At 50.9% G+C, this 21,124-nt stretch carries 16 protein-coding genes and 2 tRNA genes; 15 read left to right on the top strand and 3 right to left on the bottom strand.

Annotation, left to right across the window (positions count from 1 at the left end; translation table 11 throughout):
* Positions 1–99 precede the first annotated feature (99 nt).
* The 13 genes from H8S80_RS21485 to H8S80_RS21425 all read left to right on the top strand — a co-directional run bounded on the left by H8S80_RS21485 (position 100) and on the right by H8S80_RS21425 (position 14,473).
* The gene (locus H8S80_RS21485) at positions 100–1,500 is read left to right on the top strand and encodes an ABC transporter substrate-binding protein (protein ID WP_117632837.1); all 1,401 of its coding nucleotides are present in this window, start codon (positions 100–102) and stop codon (positions 1,498–1,500) included.
* 22 nt (positions 1,501–1,522) lie between these two features.
* On the top strand, positions 1,523–2,452 hold the full coding sequence (locus H8S80_RS21480; protein WP_002603708.1) for a carbohydrate ABC transporter permease: 930 nt from the start codon (positions 1,523–1,525) through the stop codon (positions 2,450–2,452).
* Positions 2,449–3,276 carry a carbohydrate ABC transporter permease gene (locus H8S80_RS21475; RefSeq protein WP_002603709.1) on the top strand — a complete coding sequence of 276 codons (828 nt, stop codon included), beginning with the start codon at positions 2,449–2,451 and terminating at the stop codon, positions 3,274–3,276. Before H8S80_RS21480 ends, H8S80_RS21475 begins: the two co-directional genes overlap by 4 nt.
* Positions 3,277–3,402: 126 nt before the next feature.
* Complete coding sequence (locus H8S80_RS21470; protein ID WP_117632892.1) at positions 3,403–5,046, top strand: type 2 periplasmic-binding domain-containing protein; 1,644 nt, start codon at positions 3,403–3,405, stop codon at positions 5,044–5,046.
* The gene (locus tag H8S80_RS21465) at positions 5,021–6,862 is read left to right on the top strand and encodes a cache domain-containing sensor histidine kinase (protein ID WP_243007964.1); all 1,842 of its coding nucleotides are present in this window, start codon (positions 5,021–5,023) and stop codon (positions 6,860–6,862) included. The genes H8S80_RS21470 and H8S80_RS21465 overlap by 26 nt, the downstream gene beginning before the upstream one ends.
* 14 nt (positions 6,863–6,876) lie before the next feature.
* The gene (locus tag H8S80_RS21460) at positions 6,877–8,331 is read left to right on the top strand and encodes a response regulator (protein ID WP_117632835.1); all 1,455 of its coding nucleotides are present in this window, start codon (positions 6,877–6,879) and stop codon (positions 8,329–8,331) included.
* 92 nt (positions 8,332–8,423) lie between these two features.
* A tRNA-Leu gene (locus H8S80_RS21455) sits at positions 8,424–8,507 on the top strand.
* Positions 8,508–8,593: 86 nt separating this feature from the next.
* On the top strand, positions 8,594–10,087 hold the full coding sequence (locus H8S80_RS21450; RefSeq protein ID WP_347561620.1) for a histidine kinase: 1,494 nt from the start codon (positions 8,594–8,596) through the stop codon (positions 10,085–10,087).
* Positions 10,088–10,210: 123 nt separating this feature from the next.
* Complete coding sequence (locus H8S80_RS21445; protein ID WP_117632834.1) at positions 10,211–11,107, top strand: response regulator transcription factor; 897 nt, start codon at positions 10,211–10,213, stop codon at positions 11,105–11,107.
* Between the two features lie 341 nt (positions 11,108–11,448).
* On the top strand, positions 11,449–12,462 hold the full coding sequence (locus tag H8S80_RS21440; RefSeq protein WP_117620512.1) for a TRAP transporter substrate-binding protein: 1,014 nt from the start codon (positions 11,449–11,451) through the stop codon (positions 12,460–12,462).
* A 2-nt stretch (positions 12,463–12,464) separates the two neighbouring features.
* Positions 12,465–12,968 (top strand): TRAP transporter small permease, encoded by a 504-nt coding sequence (locus H8S80_RS21435; protein ID WP_025532038.1) that lies wholly within the window; start codon positions 12,465–12,467, stop codon positions 12,966–12,968.
* Positions 12,965–14,272 carry a TRAP transporter large permease gene (locus H8S80_RS21430; protein ID WP_025532040.1) on the top strand — a complete coding sequence of 436 codons (1,308 nt, stop codon included), beginning with the start codon at positions 12,965–12,967 and terminating at the stop codon, positions 14,270–14,272. The genes H8S80_RS21435 and H8S80_RS21430 overlap by 4 nt, the downstream gene beginning before the upstream one ends.
* A 117-nt stretch (positions 14,273–14,389) precedes the next feature.
* Positions 14,390–14,473: transfer RNA gene (locus H8S80_RS21425), tRNA-Leu, on the top strand.
* Between the two features lie 119 nt (positions 14,474–14,592).
* On the opposite strand, the gene H8S80_RS21420 is transcribed toward H8S80_RS21425, so the two are convergent.
* The 3 genes from H8S80_RS21420 to H8S80_RS21410 form a co-directional block, all read right to left on the bottom strand.
* Positions 14,593–15,717, bottom strand: coding sequence for an ADP-ribosylglycohydrolase family protein (locus H8S80_RS21420; RefSeq protein WP_002603718.1), 1,125 nt, complete (start codon positions 15,715–15,717; stop codon positions 14,593–14,595).
* Positions 15,718–15,831: 114 nt separating this feature from the next.
* Complete coding sequence (locus H8S80_RS21415; protein ID WP_117632833.1) at positions 15,832–17,370, bottom strand: response regulator transcription factor; 1,539 nt, start codon at positions 17,368–17,370, stop codon at positions 15,832–15,834.
* Positions 17,355–19,184 carry a sensor histidine kinase gene (locus tag H8S80_RS21410; protein WP_117632832.1) on the bottom strand — a complete coding sequence of 610 codons (1,830 nt, stop codon included), beginning with the start codon at positions 19,182–19,184 and terminating at the stop codon, positions 17,355–17,357. The genes H8S80_RS21415 and H8S80_RS21410 overlap by 16 nt, the downstream gene beginning before the upstream one ends.
* A 193-nt stretch (positions 19,185–19,377) precedes the next feature.
* Here H8S80_RS21410 and H8S80_RS21405 point away from each other — a divergent pair, with 193 nt between their 5' ends.
* Both H8S80_RS21405 and H8S80_RS21400 read left to right on the top strand, forming a co-directional pair.
* A complete protein-coding gene (locus H8S80_RS21405) occupies positions 19,378–20,265 on the top strand; it encodes a carbohydrate ABC transporter permease (RefSeq protein ID WP_025532373.1) in 888 nt (295 codons plus the stop codon).
* Positions 20,265–21,122 (top strand): carbohydrate ABC transporter permease, encoded by an 858-nt coding sequence (locus tag H8S80_RS21400; protein ID WP_025532374.1) that lies wholly within the window; start codon positions 20,265–20,267, stop codon positions 21,120–21,122. Before H8S80_RS21405 ends, H8S80_RS21400 begins: the two co-directional genes overlap by 1 nt.
* Positions 21,123–21,124 lie beyond the last annotated feature (2 nt).

The raw sequence follows: 21,124 nt of genomic DNA, 5'->3' as shown, positions 1-21,124 counted from the left end.
TTATGCGCTTCTGACGCGGCAGATATAATAAGGCTATCAGCATTCAGAAGTGAAAAACATAGTCCGAAAGGACGGCAGACGAAGAGGAGGATTTGATTTATGAAGTTAAAAAGGGCAGTGGCAGCGGTAATGGCAGGACTCATGGCGTGTTCCATGACAGCGTGCGGATCGGGGAATTCCGGCGGCGGGAATACGGGTGGAGAGACAGGCACGGAAGCCGGGAAGGAAGCTCCGGCAAAGGCGGGAAATGAAACAGTCGGCAAAAAGCTGGTGGTGTGGACCCTGGCAGAGGACTTAAAGGAGTTCGCCGGCAAATACTGCGAGACCAATCCGGATGTACAGATCGAGACGGTTACGATTGCACCGGCCGATTATCCGACAAAGGTCCAGACGGCCATGCGCGGAAAGCAGACGACGCCTGATATCATCGTGGGAGAGCCGCAGATGCTTCAGGATATGTATGAAGCGGGTTACTTCGAGGATTTAAACCAGGCTCCCTACAATGCCCAGGATTACGCGGATAAGATTGTGGATTACGTATGGAAGGTGGGCCAGGACTCCGAGGGCATTCAGAGAGCCATTTCCTACCAGATTACCCCGTGCGGAATTTATTACAGACAGGATATCGCTGAGAAGGTTTTCGGAACGGATGATCCGGAGGAGATCGGGAAGCTGTTTCAGGATTACGACACCATCCTTCAGACTGGCCAGACTTTAAAAGACGCAGGCTATAAGATCTTTGCCTCCGACGGCGAGATGAACTTTTTCTCCGGAGACAGCACCTGGGTGAAGGACGGAAAGCTGATCGTGGACCAGCAGCGGAAGGATTACATGAACCTCTGCGTGAATTTATATCAGAATGATATGACGGCGTACGTAGATTCCTGGTCCGCAACCTGGTATCAGGCGATGGGCGGAGCGGTTCCGGTTATCGCAAAGGGAACCAATGTCTGGGATGAGACGGCGGTTCAGGAGGCGGCAGAGGCAAGCGGCCAGATGACGGAGATCTTTGCTTACGGCCTGCCGGCCTGGGGCGTGGGAACCATGCGCGATCACGTGGGCGAGCTGTCCGGCAAGTGGAAGGTCTGCCAGGGACCTGCCTACGGGTTCAGCGGCGGTACCTTTATCGGAATCAGCACCTTCAGTAAAAATAAGGATCTGGCATGGGATTTTATCAAGTTCTGTACACTGACGGAAGAGACTCTCGACTGGTGGGTAGAGGCGTCACAGGGCGATGTGGTTTCCTATCTGCCGTGCCTGGAAAAGCATAAGAACGACGAAAATGAAGTATACGGCGGTGAGAAGCTGTATGAGTTCTTCTTGAAGCAGGCGGAGGGAATCGACTATTCCAGAGTCACGAAATACGATAAAAAGGTGGGAGACGCGTGGGCGGCGGCAATCAATTCCATTAAGATGGGAGAGATGTCGGAGGAGGACGCGGTCAATAACTTTTACGATGTGGTGGCTTCCACGTATCCGGAACTTGAGATTGAGCGCTGATTAAGCGGCAGGAGGAGAGACTATGGCAGGAAAAGCCTTGGAGGGCGGAAGAAAGAAAAGCGTGGACCGGACAGGATACTTTTTTGTCGCCCCGTTTGTGATCGTATTTTTCATATTTAATGTCTATCCCGTAGTTCGTACTTTTTACTTAAGCTTTACCGATTACAAGGGCTTCGGTGATGCGATGTTTACGGGCGGCACCAATTATCTGCGCGTTCTTCAGGATAAATTTTTCTGGAAGGCGCTGGGCAACACCGCGAGAATCTGGAGCGTCAATATCGTGCTCCAGCTGGGCCTGGCGCTGGCGCTTACAATCGCGTTCAGCGATATTAAATATAAGATCAGGGGCCTGGCGGTCTTCCGTGCATTATATTACCTTCCGAATCTGATTGCGGCCACATCGGTTGCGTTTCTGTTCAAGACACTCTTAGACTGGCGTTACGGCACTTTAAATCAGCTTCTCGTCGGAGCGGGGATTACCGCCGATCCGATAAACTGGCTGGGCTCCACGGCCACGGCGCCCTACGTGCTCTCAGTGATCGGCGCCTGGATGTGGTTCGGCAATTCCTTCATTATGCTGATGGCGGGAGTGCAGGGAATCTCCAGGGATTACTTTGAAGCCGCGGCGATCGACGGTGCCGGAAGGATGAAGACATTTACAAAGATCACCCTTCCGCTGCTGAAGCCGATTCTGCTCTATGTGGGGATTACATCCTTAATTGGCGGGCTCCAGATGTTCGATTTACCATTCCTGATCTGCGGCGGCACGGCGGGAAATCCTGGCGGAAGCACACAGACGGTCGTTATGTATCTGTATAAGTTCGGATTTGAGACGAATCAGGTTGGCTTTGCCTCGGCGGTTGCATACGTCCTGTTCATCATCATTCTGCTGTTTTCTGTTCTGCAGTTTCAAATGATGTATGGAAAGAAAAAGGAGGGGAATAAGAGATGACAGCGAAAATAAAAAAAGGCCTTCTTTACGCGATTCTGATTTTCCTGGCCGTGATCTGTCTGATGCCGTTCCTGCTTATGATGGTTAATGCAACCCGCACGGGATCGGAGATCGTCAAATCCTTCACCCTGGTGCCCGGACACGCGCTGTCCGTGAACTGGGCGATCGTATCCAGCTACTTCAATTTATTCAAGGGGATGGCCAACAGCCTTTTGGTAGCGCTTCCGGCCACGCTCTTCACCTCGTATTTCTCGGCCATGGCGGCGTACGCCCTCGTCATGTATAAGTTTAAGGGAAATAAGCTATTAAGCGGTGTGATCATCATATTCATGATGATACCGGGGCAGCTGAGCCTGATCGGCTTCTATGATCTGATTACGGGGCTTCGCATGATCGATACATACTGGCCGCTGATCCTTCCGGCGATTGCTTCCCCCGGAACCGTGTTTTTCCTGAGACAGTACTGCGAAGGCTCCCTCCAGCCGGCGTTAATCGAGGCGGCCAGAATCGACGGGGCGAAGGAGCTGCACATTTTTCACAAGATTATTTTACCGCTTATGTCGCCGGGAATTGCGACCATGGCGATCGGAGCGTTTATCGGCAACTGGAACAGTTATCTGCTGCCTTTGATCCTGCTGAATTCTCCGGATAAGTTTACGCTGCCGGTCATGATCGCCTCCCTGAATTCCTCGAAGGATATCGCGTCGAACCAGGGCGCTATTTACCTGGCAGTGGCAATCTCTGTCATACCGATCCTGATCGTATTTGCATTCTGCTCAAAATACATCATCGGAAGCCTTTCCGCAGGAGGCGTGAAAGAGTAGATTTTTCATAATCCTGCGGACAGAACCGCTGCGTCCATGGTATAATGGAGGCAGCGGCTTTTGGCCGTTTTACTTGGTGAGAGACTGCTGCCGGTGAGGCAGATTGGAATTGAGAGGAGCCGTTTTATGGGAAAGAGAAGTATAAACGGCAGAACGAAGGGAGCGCTGTGCCTGGTTCTGCTGATTCTGGGATGCGCGGTGAGCGGATGCCGGTCCGGACAGGTCCGGGAACCGTTTCCGCCGTCTTCGGAAGAGCCGGGGACAGAACCCGGTGTCGTGGATTTAAACTGGTACATCAACTACTCCTGGTTTGCAACGGTCTGGGGCGACAGTGAGGTTGCCAGAGCGATTACGGATGCCACGGGAGTGAGCGTTCATTATCAGACCCCGAAGGGCGATGAGAGCGAGAAAATGGATGCCATGATCGCCGCCGACACGCTCCCGGATCTGGTTACTCTGGGATGGTCGGAAAAACAGAACTATGATATGATCGAGAAAGGACAGGTCTGGGCGCTAAACGAGCTGGCGGATCAGTATGATCCCGCTTTTTACGGGGAGCTGGATGAGAATGTGGTGAGCTGGTACAAGCAGCCTGACGGAAATCTGTATGGCTATCCCAATTCCTTTTACACGCCGGAGGATTACCGGACGGAGAAAATCTCGTCCAACCAGAATTTCATGGTGAGAAAGGATATCTACGAGGCGATCGGAAGCCCGGATATGTCAACGCCGGAAGGCTTCTGCGACGCGGTCCGCAAGGCGGCGTCACAGTTTCCGGAGGTGGATGGAGAACCGCTGATCCCCATAGGGGCGGAGGAATTTACCAGCGAGGGCTGTAATTCCTTCGGTCCCTATCTCCAGTCCTTTCTGGCGGTTCCGTACGAAAAGTCCGGCAGGTATTACGACAGGAATACGGACCCGGATTTTCTGCAATGGCTGAAGGTTTTCCGGCAGTTGGGGGAGGAAGGCTATTTAAAAGATGAGATCTTTATCGACAGGCGGGCGCAGATCAATGAAAAGCTGGCGAAGGGGCAGTATTTCTGCCTGTTTTTCCAGGCCTCGGATATCATGAATCAGCAGAGGATGCTCTCGGAGCGGAATCCGGACAGCGTGTACATGGCGGTGAAAGGCCCTGCTAACTCCAGGGGAGATGATCCGGAGCTTCCGGTCAGCGGAATCTATGGATGGACGGTGACGTATATATCGAAAAACTGTAAGGACCCGGAGAAGGCACTGGAACTGCTCCAGTACTTAATCAGCGAGGAAGGGCAGAAGATGGTCTGCCTGGGCGTCGAGGGAACCATGTATGACATGGTGGATGGAAAGGCGTGCACGAAGCCGGAGGTAAAGGAGCTGCTCTATTCTGACCGAAAGGCCTATGACGAGCGGTACGGCGCAGACAACACGTACTGGATGCTGCAAAACAATGCGGTTCAGAGCCAGTGGAAGGAGGAGTCGGATTACGCAATCCGCCAGCTGGAGGAATGGACGTATCCCTATACGGTCTATACCGCCCAGTACAGTATTCATTTTGGCAGCGACAGAGAGGGCATGGATCTTCATAAAAGGCAGCAGAAGATATGGGGAGAGACACTGCCGAAGCTGCTGCTTTCGGAGGACGAGGCGGAGTTTGACCGTATTCTGAACGACTATCTGCAGGTCCGTGACAGGAATGACTACGACGGCTATACGGCGAAATTGGATGCGCTTTACAACAAGAACAAGGAGAAGCTGGGAATTGAGGATGAAGAAGGCTTTCAGAAATCTTAAACTGAATCAGAAATTCACGCTGGCGGTCATGGTGATCGTCGTTGTACCGATGATTGCTTTTTCCATTTTTCTGTATTGGAATATATCCGGGAATATCATCTGGCAGGCGAAGACAGAGAACGCAAACCGGGTGAAGGAAAATTACAGTAATATGCAGAGTATCATTGAATTTTCCAATATGTCCGTTCAGTCCTTTATAAACAATCAGGGGCTTAAGGATATGCTGGTCCGCCTGAAAAATGATGAGGTGATTTCGGCAAAGGATTATCTGGAGTTTGACAGAAATGACATTGCCATGCTGGAACGTCTGGTCAACAGCAATCCTTACTTATATCAGGTGCGGGTGTATGCTTACAACGACGGTTTTCCGGAGATGATGCCGGTTCTTTACCATGGCAGCAGGCTTTTGGAGGTGCCGTGGGGAGAGAACTATGAGCCGGGGAAATGGCAGATTGATTATCCCGACACCGTTATGAAGGATTTTGCGGTGAATACCTCGGATCATCTGATGGCCCTCGTTCAGGAGGTGACGGATGATTATGGGAATCCCATCGGCGTGGTGGAGGCCGCAGTCTCCATGGATACGTTTTTTCCGGAGCTGTACGAGGCGAAGGCCGGAAGCTGGGCTTGCTTTGTGTCTGCGGACGGAAAGGTGCATGACAACGGCACTGACGGACAGGAGTGGCAGCCAGATAAGGAGGTGCTGGAAGCAGTCTTAAAGGGGGAGGCCTCCGGAAAAGGCTTCCTGGCCGAGTATGTAAAAGCAGGCGGAGATGACATGATCGTGGTCTGTCAGCCCGTGAAGGAGCTTTCCGGAACCTATATACAGATTACCAGCATGAAGACGGAGATGAACCGGCTGTCAAGACAGCGGAATCTGCTGATTGCCGTACTGCTGGTGATTTTCGTGTGCCTGGCTTTTGCGGTAAACGGCGTGGTGAAGGCACTCTTAAAAAAGTTTTATGAGATGCTTTCCGTGGTGCGCAAAGTCCAGGAGGGCGATTTGGAGCAGCGTGTTTACGAACCGGGAAGAGACGAGATGGGAGAGATGAGCACGCAGTTTAATAAGATGCTGGACCGGATTTCTGTCCTGATGGCGGAGAATGTGAACCGGGAGGTGCTGATCAAGAACACGGAGATCAAGGCGCTCCAGAATCAGATCAATGCGCATTTCATCTACAATGTGCTGGAGGCGGTAAAAATGATGGCAGAAATCAAAGAAGAGTATGAGATATCGGATTCGGTGACTGCGCTCGGTGAACTGCTCCGGTACGGGATGAAATGGACCTCCAGTGATGTGACCATCCGCCAGGAGATGGAGTATATTAAGAATTATATCCAGCTCATGAACCTCCGGTATGATTTTGCGATCCTGCTCTCGATCCGGATCCCGGATTATATCTATGAGCAGCAGGTCCCCAAGATGTCGCTCCAGCCGATCGTGGAAAATGCGATTATCCATGGGATCGAGGAGACGGAAAACGATGCGACCATCTACATCAAGGCGGTTTGCCGCGATGAAGACTATGAGATTGAGATTACCGATTCCGGGCAGGGAATGGACGAAAATCAGGTGGGGCTGCTGAAAAAGAAGGTCAGCGGCGAAATCGAGGTGAGCGGAGGCTCCGGCAATGGTATCGGCTTAAAAAATGTGCAGGACAGAATTCACATACGGTTCGGGGAAAGCTTCGGACTTCATTTTGCATCGAAGGAAGGGTGCTTTACCAAGGTAAGCATCCGTCTTCCCTATACACACAGGGAGGCTGTAGGAAATTTAAACGGCAGTCATGAGAATGGGTTATTTCATGAACGGTAATGGAGGGATAGCAGATGAGAACGCTGTTGATTGTGGAAGATGAGAAGATGATACGTCAGGGAATTGCTGTCATGGCGAAGCGCAGCAGTGTGGAGATATCGGAGATTCTGGAGTGCAGAAATGGGCAGGAAGCGCTTGAGATCCTGAAAAACCGTGAGATAGACGTCATGTTTACCGATATCCGGATGCCGAAATTGGATGGGATTGAACTGGTAAAGGAGACGGAGAATTTAAAAAAGTGTCCGAAGATCGTCGTGGTAAGCGGATACGACGACTTCAATTATGCGGTGGAGATGCTGAAGCACGGGGTGAAGGACTACATCTTAAAACCTGTAAAACGCGAGAAGATTGAAGAACTTTTAAAGAAGCTGGATGCAGAGATTAATGGGGAGAAGAGGCTGGAAGGAATCGAGCTTCAGGCATTTGCCAGGGAGCTTAAGCTCTATTTGAAGCAGCCGTCTGTCCTGGAGAAGGAACTGGAATCGGTGCGGTGGAAGTTTGAACAGTATATGGGACAGGAGCCTTATTATGCGGTGGTGAGCGCCAGGCGGAGGGAAGAAGAGGAAAAAGAGCCGGAGCCGGGCTGTCTGGAACTGGAGATGGATGGACAGGAAATCCGCTTTTTACAGGCAGCACATTCGGAAGCGTTTTTACAGAATGCCGGACTGGCAGGTGCTGTGGGCGTAAGCGGGGAACACCGCTCCTTTGAAGCGTGCGGGGATGCGTACCGTGAGGCGGCAGAGGCCAGGCTTTACGCGTATTTCCGGGGACTTTCCCGGTGCTGTCCGGCAGATATGGCAGCCGGAAAAGACGGGGAGAACGTGCCGGAAGAGTTCGTCTCTCATTTCGTGAGCCAGTTTCCGACGGAGCATATGGAAAAGGCGGTGCTCTCTTTTAAGCATCTGCTCTTTCAGGCGCGGCACGGCCAGTTGGCCATGGCGGATGTGATAGAATCGGCGGACAGGCTTCAGAGGGAGCTGAGCGGGTCTTACAGGAAGATGGTAAGCGAAGAGAAGCAGCCGCTGTTTGACATGGAGCCGCCTCTGGCCTTCTTGAACGCGGAGGAGTACGAGGAGTGCTTCTGCACCTGGGTCAGACAGATCCGCAGCTGTATGGATGAAGTATATGACAGCAATCAGAACCGGAACAAGATCAGGACCGCGGTGCGCTACCTGGAGGAAAACTTCCGGACGGACTTAAATATGGCCATGGTATCGAATTACGTGTCGATGAACTATTCGCTGTTCTCGATCGCATTTAAGGAATACACAGGCGTTAATTTTGTGAGCTACTTAAAAAATCTCAGGATTGAGGAGGCGAAGCGTCTCCTGGAAACAACCGATGAGAAGGTACAGGATATCGGACGGAGAGTGGGATTTGAGAGCGATAAGCATTTTTTGAAGTCATTTAAATCGATCTGCGGCATATCACCGACCGATTACCGGAGAAATGCGGAACTTGGGAAATAGTGGAATTGCAGCCGGAACAGAGAAAAAATTAAAATTAAAATTGTAAAACATATTGACATTTTCTCCATTTATTGGTATTATGATATGGCTGTGCGGGAGTGCTGGAATTGGCAGACAGGCAAGACTAAGGATCTTGTGGGTGAATGCTCGTGTGGGTTCAAGTCCCATCTCCCGCATGATAAGAGCGAAGGCTCAGGTGAGGATTTTGTGAAAGGTGAAAGCCTTTTATGAAATCCTTTTTTCGATTTACCGGTACAGCGGTATGCAGCAGGGAAAGGACAGTTTGATGGACAGGGTGAAGGGAAATGGATCATTTGGTGATAAGGTACGCAGGACGTGGCTCTCGCTTCCTCTGCGCAAAAAGGTGGGCGCAATTACGGTGCTCGCCGCATTTGCGGTGTCATTTTCGATCCTGATGAACCTTGTGACCGCAGGCTTCGGTATGAACGGGTTTCGGAAGATCCTGGAGGACAATTCCCGCAGCGCATCCTTTCAGGCGGCGATGGAGACGGAGAGCCGGACGTTTAAGACCATGATCCGGGACCGTTCAGAGGATAACAGAGCCGCTTACAAAGAGGCGTGCGGTGCGGCGAGAAAGGCTCTGGAGGCTCTGCCGTACGATTACGACGAGATCGGGCGGGAACGTTTCGCAAAGACGTGGTCCGTGAAGAACAGCTACGATACGTATGAGAAGAGGAAGGCCGAGCTGCTTTCGATGTCTGAGGATGACCCTGAGTACGTTCAGAAGCTGTATGAGATCTATCAGATACAGAACTACATCAAGAGCTACGCCGGAAGCCTTCAGGAGATGAATGTGGCCGCGGGAATCCGGAGATATGAAAAGCAGATTCCGCTGTTTCTCCTGATTCCGGCGCTGACGATTCTCTGGGGATCGCTTGCGCTGGCCGCCGTCCTATGGCTGAACCGGTCGGTTGGCAGACACATTGTCAGGCCGGTGCAGGCGCTGGCGGAGGATTCCAGACGGATCGCGGAAAATGATTACAGCGGTCCTCCCGTTTCAACGGAATGTGAAGATGAGATTGCGGATCTCGTCCGGGCGTTCTGCCGGATGAAATGTTCCACACAGGGATATATCGAGACGCTGAAAGAGAAGCATGAGGTCGAGACGCAGCTGGAGGCGGTCCGGCTTCAGATGTTAAAGAACCAGATCAATCCCCATTTTCTGTTCAATACGTTAAATACCATTGCCGGAGCTGCGGAGATGGAGGAGGCGGAGACGACAGAGAAGATGATACAGGCCATGAGCAGGCTGTTCCGCTACAATTTAAAATCGACGGCGTCCGTGATGCCCTTTGAGCGGGAAAAGAAGGTGGTGGAGGATTACATTTATCTTCAGAAGATGCGGTTTGGCAGCAGGATCCGGTATACCTCGGACTGCAGCCAGGATACCATGGAGGTCATGATTCCGGTATTTGCCTTACAGCCGCTGGTGGAGAATGCCATTGTCCACGGCCTTGCGGTAAAGCCGGAAGGCGGACGGCTCCATATCCGGTCCTGGATAAGGGGAAAACGAATCTTTATTTCCGTATCCGACACCGGAGCCGGGATTGCGCCGGAGCGGCTTGCAGAAATCAGGGAAGAGCTGAGAAACGGTGAGAGCCAGAAGCTGGGAATTGGAGTCAGCAATATCAGCCGGCGGATTAAGACCATGTATCCCGACGGAGAACTGCTGATCGACAGCAGAGAAGGGCGGGGAACTGTCGTGCGTATGGCGTTTACTGTGGCTGAGATGTAGGGGATCATGGGATGGGGGGATACAGAGATACAAAGATATAGAAATACAGAGATACAAAGATATAGAAATACAGAGATACAGAAACAGAGGCCAGAAAACAAAGGGGAAAGCGGGGAAAGAGTCATGTACCGGGTTTTGATTGCAGATGATGAAGAAATAGAGAGGCTGTCCTTCAGCAGGAAGCTCAAAAAGTATTTTGGAGAGAGCTGTGAGGTCTTTCATGCGGAAAACGGCATGCAGGCGATCCTGGCGGTGGATAAGAACGACACGCCCATTGTGATCATGGATATTGGAATGCCGGGGATGAACGGCGTGGAGGCGGCGGAGTGGATCAGAAAGAGCCATCCGGACTGCGTTATCATCTTTTTAACCGCGTATGACGATTTTTCCTATGCAAAGCGGGCAGTTTCCCTCCATGCGCTGGAATACCTTTTAAAGCCGTGTGATGACGAGGAGCTCATCCCGGTGATGGAGGAAGCCATGCGCCAGGTGGATCTATGCCGGAGAAAGGCAGAAAGCCCGGCAGGCGGAGCAGGCTTTGCGAGGAGCGGTTTAGCTGCTGCCGGGGGAGGCGGCAGAGGCAGGGAAGGCGGCAGAGACGGAGAAGGCGGCAGAGACGGGGAAGGCATCCGCGGTACCGATGCAGGAACCAGCCGGGACGCGAAGGATGACCCCGATCAGGAACCGGAGAACGGGTACTCCAGAGTAGCCGCCGCCATCCGCGCCTATGTCAGGGAGAACTACAGCCGCGATATTTCCATGCAGGACGCGGCGCGCGCCATGAACTATTCAGAGGTATATTTCTGCCGCCTGTTTAAGCAGTGCTTCGATCAGAATTTTACCGCGTATCTGACCCATTTAAGGGTGAAGGAGGCGAAAAAACTGCTGGAGGACCCACGGGCCAATATTAAGGACGTGAGCAGAAGCGTGGGTTACAGCGATTCGAAATATTTCTCAAAAATCTTTAAGCGGATCACAGGTCAGCTGCCGTCGGAATATCGGGACGGTCTTCCGTCATAGAAATAAAACACGCCCTAATACTGGAAAATTGGGTAATATTACCCTCCTTAATGTCAATATTTTACTGTACACATTTAATCTCCATGGCTTTATAATGTTACTGTTAAGAAAATGTCAAGATCTTAACGATTTCGTAACACAAAAGCAGCCATGGAGATTTTTTGTTTCATGGGAAGGCTTTCCGGCGCGCGAGTCCGGCTTGCCAGACTCTTTGCCGGCTGTTTTTGCTGCCGGAGAGTATTCCGGCCGTTTCGAAGTATATACATACCTTGGAACGGGGATAAATAGTATGTGAACTATGTAATGTATGAGAAGGAAAGGAATGGAGAGCATTGAAAAAAATGATTAAAAAAGCAGCCGCTGTTTTAATGGCCGCGGCCATGGCGGTATCCTTGACCGGCTGTGGTTCCATCACTTCAGGAAAACGGATTATCCGTATTTCCCACGCACAGTCAGAGACCCATCCGGAGCATCTGGGACTACTGGCCTTTAAGGAATACGTGGAGGAACGGCTGGGGGATAAGTATGAGGTACAGATATTCCCGAATGAGATTCTTGGTTCCGCCCAGAAGGCGATCGAGCTGACACAGACGGGAGCCATCGATTTTGTTGTGGCAGGAACCGCCAACTTAGAGACGTTTGCAGATGTCTACGAAATTTTCAGCATGCCGTATCTGTTTGATTCGGAAGATGTATATAAAACTGTCATGGAAGACTCCGACTATATGGAACAGGTTTACGAGTCCACCGACGAGGCCGGATTCCGCGTCGTTACCTGGTATAATGCGGGTACGAGAAACTTCTATGCAAAAACGCCGATTCGTACTCCGGAAGACTTAAAGGGAAAGAAAATCAGAGTACAGCAGAGCCCGGCCAGCGTTTCCATGGTCAACTCCTTTGGAGCGGCGGCGGCGCCCATGGGCTTCGGCGAGGTCTATACCGCGATTCAGCAGGGCGTGATTGACGGCGCGGAGAACAACGAGCTGGCCCTGACGAATAATAAACACGGTGAGGTTGCAAAATACTACAGCTACAACAAGCATCAGATGGTACCGGACATGCTGGTCGCCAACTTAAAGTTTTTAGAGGGACTGAGCCCGGAAGAGTATCAGATCTTTAAGGACGCGGCAGCGCTTTCCACGGAAGTGGAGATGAAGGAATGGGACAAGAGCATCGAGGAGGCGAAGAAGATCGCCACAGAAGACATGGGCGTGGAATTCATCGATGTCGATGTGGATGCCTTTAAGGAAAAAGTACTTCCGCTCCATGAGAAGATGCTGAATGACAATCCGAAAATCGGCGATTTTTACAAGCATATTCAGACCGTTAATGAACAGGCGAAAGGGGAAGAGTAAGAATGGAAGCACTGCATAAAATCAGAGAAGTCCTGATGAAGATTCTGGGACTGTTCATTATTTTCCTGTTTGCCATGATGACGATCATCGGCACATACCAGATTGTTACGAGATACTTTTTTAACCGGCCAAGCACCGTGTCGGAAGAGCTTCTGACGTATTCCTTCACCTGGATGGCTCTGCTCGCCTCCGCTTATGTGTTTGGAAAACGAGACCATATGAGAATGGGCTTCCTGGCCGATAAAATAACGGGAACTCCCAGAAAGGTACTGGAGACCGCCATCGATTTTCTGACCTTTGCGTTTGCGGCGGTCGTCATGGTATACGGAGGAATCTCCATCACGAAGCTGACCATGATCCAGACGACGGCCTCCCTTCAGGTTCCCATGGGATACATCTACATGATCGTTCCGGTGACGGGAATTCTGATTATGTTTTTTAGCTTTACCAATGCCATGGACATGCTGCATGGCGATTTCAGTGAGAAGGGAGAGGCGAGAGTATGAATATAGCGGTTGCATGCGGACTGATTATCCTGGTCCTCTTAGTGATTATGCTGCTGGCCGGCGTACCGATCGCGGTGGCTCTGGCGGTTTCCTCTATCTGTGCGATTTTGCCGGTTCTCAATACGGGAGCGGCGGTACTTACGGGAGCACAGCGTATCTTTTCAGGAATCTCAGTGTTCAGCCTTCTCGCCATTCCGTTCTTTATCCTGGCGGGAAATATCATGAACAAAGGCGGAATCGCGATCCGTCTCATTAATTTTGCAAAACTGTTTACCGGAAGAATTCCGGGAGCGCTGGCTCATACCAATGCGGTTGCCAACATGCTGTTCGGAGCGATATCCGGTTCCGGTACCGCGGCGGCCTCCGCCATGGGTTCCATCATCGGACCGATCGAGGAGGAAGAGGGATACGACCGTGATTTCTCGGCGGCGGCCAATATTGCGACGGCGCCTACCGGCCTGCTCATTCCTCCCAGCAACGTTATGATTACCTTCTCCTTAGTCAGCGGCGGAACCTCCGTTGCAGCGCTTTTCATGGCGGGCTATATCCCCGGCATCCTGTGGGGCCTTGCCTGTATGGCCGTTATTTTCTATTTTGCGAAAAAACGCGGCTACCGCAGCACCAGACGGTATTCCATGAGTGAGAAAGTGAAAGTATTTTTCCAGGCGATTCCCTGTCTGCTCATGATCATCATCGTAATCGGCGGTATTATCTCCGGTATTTTTACGGCGACAGAGGGAAGTGTGGTTGCGGTGGTATACAGCCTGATCCTGTCCCTGTTCTTCTATAAGTCCATTAAGATTTCAGAGCTGCCGAAGATATTCTTAGACAGCGCGGAGATGACGGGTATCATCATCTTCTTAATCGGTGTCTCCAGCATCATGAGCTGGGTCATGGCCTTTACCGGGATTCCAACGGCCGTTTCAGAGGCCATGTTAAGCATCAGCGATAACCGTTACGTCATTCTCTTTATCATCAATATCCTTCTGCTGATTATCGGTACGTTCATGGATATGACACCAGCCTGTCTGATCTTCACGCCGATCTTCCTTCCGATCTGCCAGAAGCTGGGGATGAATACCGTACATTTCGGCATCATGATGATCTTTAACTTATGTATCGGAACCATCACGCCTCCGGTCGGTACGACCCTGTTCGTAGGTGTAAAGGTGGGTAAGACGAAGATTGAAAATGTCATTAAACCGCTTCTTCTTTACTTTGCGGCCATTTTCATCGTCCTTCTGCTGGTCAGCTACGTGCCGATTCTGTCGCTGTGGCTGCCGGGATTACTGGGTTACGTATAACAAAATTGAATTATTTTTAAAAAATTGAAAAAAGTACTTGATTATTTTGGATAAATATAGTAATATAATTGTATGAATTGGACAACCAATTCGTACAATTATATGCTGTATAGCAATGCAGAAGTGGCGGAATTGGCAGACGCGCACGGTTCAGGTCCGTGTGGTAGCAATACCGTGAGGGTTCAAGTCCCTTCTTCTGCACGAAAGATGCACAGAACAAAAGCGGCGGTATCGTAAATGATACCGCCGCTTTTGTTCTGTGAGCCTTCAGGCTGCTGACTCTGTTTCCCGCTATTCGAAAAAAGAGGTGTATCAATGGTTTACTTCGTCAGTTTATCATAACAGTCTGCCTTGCACCGGTCGAAATCCAGGCGTGCGGTTATTACGGAATAGAGGTCACCGCACAAAGCTGAGATATCGATGGTACTGGTGGAGTTGACTGCTTCGATATAGTCGGATGGAATGGAAGAAGCGCCGTTCAGCGCCGCCGCCAGCTGGCCGCCCATTGCCGCAGTCCCGTCGCAGTCCCGTCCGAATGCGGCGCAGAAGGAAACCGTATCGCTGTAATTGCCATTGCAGGCCTTAAAGATCGCGCAGGCCGCGGGTATCATCTCCAGTGGAAATAAGAAGTTGTAGGGCGGAAATGTAACCAGGTATTTTGCATACAGTTCCTCGATGACCGCCTCGGGATCCATGACGCGGGCGGCATAGTCCAGAATCTGATCCATACGCTTCACGTAGGAGTTCTGAAGGAAATCGACGCCCTGCTCACAGAAGTGGCCGGGCAGACTCCAGTAAGCGTCCCTGACGGCTCCGACAATGCTGTCAACTGTAGCGTCCGGCCGTAAGGCCACGGCGACACCCGCGGCCATGGGACCGCCATCCAGTGCGGCTTCACGGGGATCAAAGGGATTGATCAAACCGCCGACGCCATCCCAGCCTGTGCAGATCTCGTAGAGCGCAGAGAAAAAATGGCGGCTGGTGGATATCCTGTTGAGGGCTTCAAAATGGAACATCGCAGTGGCCCACGTCCGCTCCAAATCGTCCGCCGGTCTGGTAACCGCCAGATTCTGTACGTACTCGGTCAAAAACTGCGCAAATTCCAGAGAAGTAATCCGCCGTCCGTAATGAACGACAGCCCTGGCGCAGAGCAGTAAGTAGCGCGTGTCATCCGAATAGGAGCCCGGACGGATGTCGTGTGAGCCGAAGGGATCGGCATAACGGCCGGCCTCCAGCTGCGCGGTATCCCCATGATTGATACTCTGCTCGTAATGCGGCTGTCCGCCCAGTAGGCGCGGAGCAACAGGGAGCATCCGGCGGACCTCCCCATACTGTTTCCGGATATTCCTGTAATGCATCTCCTCAACAGGGACTCCCAACGCATCACCGACGGCAAATCCCATCACCGCTCCGTAGACCTTGTCATATAATTTTGTTTCTGTCATGATTCTTTCCTCCTGTTTTTCCATGTTTTTGTATGCTTCTTCACTTTCATGCAAAACACTTAAAACAAAGAGTCCGAAAGGTTGCCCTTAATATAACAGTATTTTGTCCGTTCGTCAAGACGGCTTTTTCTGCCGGTACTCTTTGGGAGACATGCTGTAATACGTCTTGAACGCCTTGCTGAAGTAATTGGTATCCGTATAGCCCACGCGGTCAGAGATCTCCTGAATCTTCATGGACGAGGTGACCAGCAGTTCACCGGCTCTCTGCATGCGGAACGAGAGTAAGTATTCATAAATCCCATATCCGTATTTTTCCTTAAACTGTTTTGACAAGTATTCCTTGGTCAGATGGTATTTTTCTGAAAAGAACGTCAGGGTAATCTCTCTGGCGTAATTCACCTCGATATAAGTCTTAATTTCCTGCAGAATTTCCGAGACAGTCAGCTGTGCGGAACCCTCGGCTCTAAAACTCAGCTCTCTGAAAAGAGAACAGAAGTAATCCGTGAACGACCGGATTCCGGTAATCGCCGCCTCTTCTTCTGCCTCGATGGAGGAGGGCAGGATCTCCTGATACTTTTCGATGAAATTTTCCTGTGAAAAGTTCTGCATGATTATGAGCAGCTCCATCGCATTGTGTTTCAGCGCCTCGGCGGTTATGAGGGACTTTCCGCGCTGGGTCTCAAAATACTGATCCAGAAGGCTGCGGAAATACTTTTCATCCCACTTGCCGAGGGCACGGCGCAGCAGTTCCCGGCTGGAAGACAGGGAGACGGGGATTCGGGAAGCGTACATCTCAAAATCCGCAGATACAATAGGAGCAGCCGCATATAAGTTCATACGGGAGGTGATGAGCGCGGCCGTTCTGGAGGACTCCTTCAGCGTGGCCGCGGAGGCCGGTGCGAAACTGCCGATTCCGGTGAGCGTCACCACCCCGGTGCGCCGGCAGAAGGCTTCCATGGCCTGTCCCATGTGGTCTGCGGCGTACAGGGAAAGCGCGCCGGGAGACAGGCTTGCCGAATGATGGCCTCCTGCGGTAAAGATCCCGGCGATCAGGAGCCATGGCTGATCCATCCGGAGCATGTATTCCTCGCCGGCCGCCCCGTGGTCTGCAAGAAGGGAGGACAGAAGCCGAATGTTTTCGCTGTCCCAGGAAAAGTCCTCCGGCACCGGCTTTCCTGTGCGGATGGAGGCGATGGCACAGTGCGATCCGCCGCTGTCTCTGGAACAGAAGAGATTGATTAAATCCCCCAGCGGATTGGCTCTTGTTAGCTCCAGCTCATCGTTCAGCTGTTTCACGGCATTTTCCAGGCAGTGGTTCAGTTCCGTTTCCGACACCGGTTTCAACAGATAGTCCATGATCTGAAACCGGATTGCCTTCTTTGCATATTCGAAATCGTTAAAACCGCTGATGATGATGTATTTTGCCTTTGGAAACCGGTGCGTGGCGGCTTCCAAAAACTGCATACCGTTCATCACCGGCATTTTGATGTCCACAAGCACGATGTCGACCGGCGTCTGCTCCATAAAGTCGAGCGCGCTCTGACCGTCAGTTGCTTCAAACGGCGGATTTATTCCGTTTTCGTTCCACATGCCTAAAAACGAGATTGCCTGTCTTACGTGTTTTTCGTCGTCAATAATCAATGCGTTATACATGCGTCTGTCGTCTCCTCGTCCGTTAAATGAATGGTTATTACAGCTTCCGTCCGTATCCCGGGGCTGCTCCTTAAGCGCAGGGAAGCCCGGTCCCCGTAATAAATTTTTAACCGGGTGTTTAGATTGCGGAGTCCTATGTGTTCTCCGTTTGATACCAGCGTGTCTCCGGCAGAAAAATCCGTGATGATGCGCTCGAGCGTGTCGGGAGGAATTCCGGGACCGTTATCCGTGACGGATATGATCAGGGAGCCCTGATCCAGCTGGACCTTCAGCTCCATACGAAGCTGCTTCATGCTCGTCTCAAGGCCGTGGCTGACCGAGTTTTCGATCAGCGTGAATATGGCCAGCTTGGGGATCATGATCCGGGAGACATCGTCACCGGCCTCGATATCCGTGGAAAGGCGGTCCTCAAAGCGTGCCTTCAGCAGCAGAAGGTAATTGCGGACATACTGCACTTCCAGGCTGACGGGAACCAGAACGGACTCTTTAAACGCATATCGCAGGTTTGCAGCCAGAGCCTCGATCATTTTATAGATTTCCCGGTCTCCGGTTACGATGGTGCGCGACGAGATGACCTGCAGGGAGTTATAGAGAAAATGGGGATTGACCTGTGATTCCAGCGCCTGCAGTTTGGCGGTTTTCTCCCCCAGAGCCATGACGTAATTTTTCTGGATCAGTTCGTCAATCTGCCGGATCATGGCGTTATACCGATGGGCCAGCATGCGGGTCTCGTAGCTTCCTGTTTCCTCCAGCGTCGTTTTTAAATCGCCCTTTCCGGCCTGATCCATCTGGCTGGAGAGCCGTTTTAGGGAACGGGTGAGTAAGTGGACCAGAAAGGCGATTGCCGTAATGGAGATGACCGTGGCTGTAATCAGTACGAGGAGGCTGATGTTTCTGCTGCTGATATTCTGGGCAGTCAGCGTATCGACGGAGATCAGCTTCGTGAGCAGCCAGTGGCCGTCCCTGGACAAATGGGTCACGCAGAGATATTCGTCATTGCGGAACATGACTGATTCCTGTTTTGCAGTATCCTCCGTGGAGAGGGGGAACACGGGCAGATCCGTAAGCTGCGGACTGTTGAGAAAGTAAGGGGTTCCGTCCTGATCCGACAGACGGAACAGGCTGCTTTTGTCCTGCCCTAAATCCTTGATTATGGAATTCATGATGCTCATGTCGCAGGTGGCTTCCACGACGGCGAGGGGCTTTTTCGTATAGGCGTTGATAATAACCCGGTAGATTCGGAGAAAGGGGGCGGAAGAGGCAAAGCTTTCTTTTGGATAACAGACATCCGGACGGTAAGGGGCGATACAGGAGTAGTCAGGGCTGGAGGCGGCAGCCAGAAACCAGTCTTCCTGTTCGATATTCGTTTCATGTGAGACCGAGACCTTCTTCGTATCACGGGAAAAACGGATCATGGTATCGTTTCGCAGCATATGTACGGAAATATCATACAGATCGTGGCGGGAATAGAACATGGCCTTCATATAGTTTCCCAGAGTTTCCTGCTCGATATAGCCGATGTCGGGGGACTCGATTATGGAAAGAATTCCGCTGTCCATGCGGACATTCAGTGTAAAATTCTTAAGCTCCGCGATGTAGGTCTCGAACCCGTTGTTAAACTGCTCCAGTATAATTTCATTGGACCGGACCGCATTCGTGCGGATGATCTTAACGGTGGAGTGATAGAAAAACATAACGGTACATAAAAGTACGAGAACAACGGTCGTGCCCACAATCATGATAATCTGAACGGATATATGAGAAAAGAGCGTTTTTAAGCCGCTGCGAAGTTTTTTTGCATGAAAAAGTTTCATAAAGAGTCCTCTCCGAATTTTTCGTATTTTCTTATATTATACCAAAAACAGGGCGATATGCTATCGGAAATTGTCAAAAATGCTGTTCATTTTATTCCATATAATAATTCCTGAAAATTCCATTAAAATAACTGCACAAAACAGGTATGATAGTATCAGCTTCAGACAGAACAGGAAAAAAGGAGTTACGGGGATGGGTGAAAATAAAATGAAATCGAAGCAGGGCAGGGAAAATTTTATCTTTGTATTTCCAGCGCTGATTCTCGTCGCAGTGGTGTTTTACATTCCATTTTTTATGAGCGGTTACTACTCATTGACCAAATGGGATGGAATCGCTAAAAAACCGGAGTTCATCGGATTCGGCAACTTTATTCAGATTTTTACGGCGGATAAGACCTTTTTAAACGCCATGCTTTTTACCGGAAAATATATGATCTTTTTTGTGGTTATCGTCAATGTCCTGGGACTTCTTCTGGCGGTGATGCTGGTAAAGAGATTAAAGACGGCCAACCTCTTAAGGGCGGTGTTCTTCGTCCCATATATCATGAGCATGATCATTGTGGGATTTATCTGGAAATTTATCTTTCTGCAGGGGTTCAATACGCTGGGCGAGATGACGGGATGGGGAATCTTCGGACTCAGCTGGCTGGGAGATGAGAAACTGGCCTTCGTATCCATACTGATCGTATCCATCTGGCAGGCAGTCGGCTTCTATATGGTCCTGTATATTGCAGGGCTCCAGGCCATTCCGGAGGACGTGCTGGAAGCCGCAGTGGTGGACGGGGCCAGTGGAACGGCGAAATTCTTCAGAATTACACTGCCTCTTCTCGGAGGCACCGTCACCACCTGTATTTTCATGGCGCTGACCAACGCGATTAAGATTTTTGATATCATTCTGGCTCTGACTGCCGGCGGACCGGGCGGCTCTACCTACAGCGCGACCCTCGATGTATACCGGGAGGCATTCCAGAACAACAACTTTGGACTTGGCTCGGCGAAGGCACTGATCCTGTTTGTTACCGTCATGCTGCTGACCAATGTCGTGTTAAAATTACTGCAGAGCAGAGAGGTTGAACTGTGATGAATAGAAGAAAAAGAGCGGAACAGACGCCGAAGAGAAGCGTTGGCCTTATCATTCTGGAAGTGATCCTGATCCTGTGCGCCGCGGTGTACATTTATCCGGTATTCCTGATGTTTACAAATTCCTTTAAATCATTTAAAGAGGTGCTGGTCAACGTTGTGGCGCTGCCGACGCATCTGGAGTTTGCCAACTATACCCACGTAATAGAAAAAATCAATTATGGACGTCTGTTCTTTAACAATGTGGCGATTACATTTACGGGAATTATGGGAATCGTGTTTTTTTCCTCACTGGCCGCCTATATTCTGGCCCGGAGGAATACGAGGTTTACGAGAGCTGCCTATATGTTCTGTATCATACCGATGCTGGTGCCGTTCCAGACTATTATGATTACGCTGGTGAAGGTCATGAAGACGCTGCACCTTTCCGGAAGCCTGCTGGGGCTCGGAATTCAGTATTGGGGATTTGGAATTCCCATGGCGGTGTTTATCTATATGGGATTTATCAAGACGATTCCGCGGGCAATCGACGAGAGTGCTACCATAGACGGCGCCTCCGCATTCAGCACCTATGTGAGGATCATATTTCCTCTGCTTAAGCCGGTTACCGCAACGGTCATGGTTCTCGACGTCATGTGGATCTGGAACGATTTCCTGCTTCCGATGCTGATGGTCAACAGTTCGCCGAAGACCAAAACTCTGACGCTGGCGGCGTATACCTTTGTCGGCCAGTACAACACGCAGTGGCAATACGCCATGACTGCCATGGTCTTAGCGCTGCTGCCTTCCATCTTGTTCTTCATTTTCATGCAAAAACACATTATAAAAGGAGTTGTCGCCGGTGCTGTAAAAGGGTGATT

The sequence above is a fragment of the Hungatella sp. L36 genome (assembly GCF_014288035.1).
The sequence above is the reverse complement of the archived record's forward strand: the minus strand, read 5'-3'. Positions and strand labels throughout refer to the sequence as shown.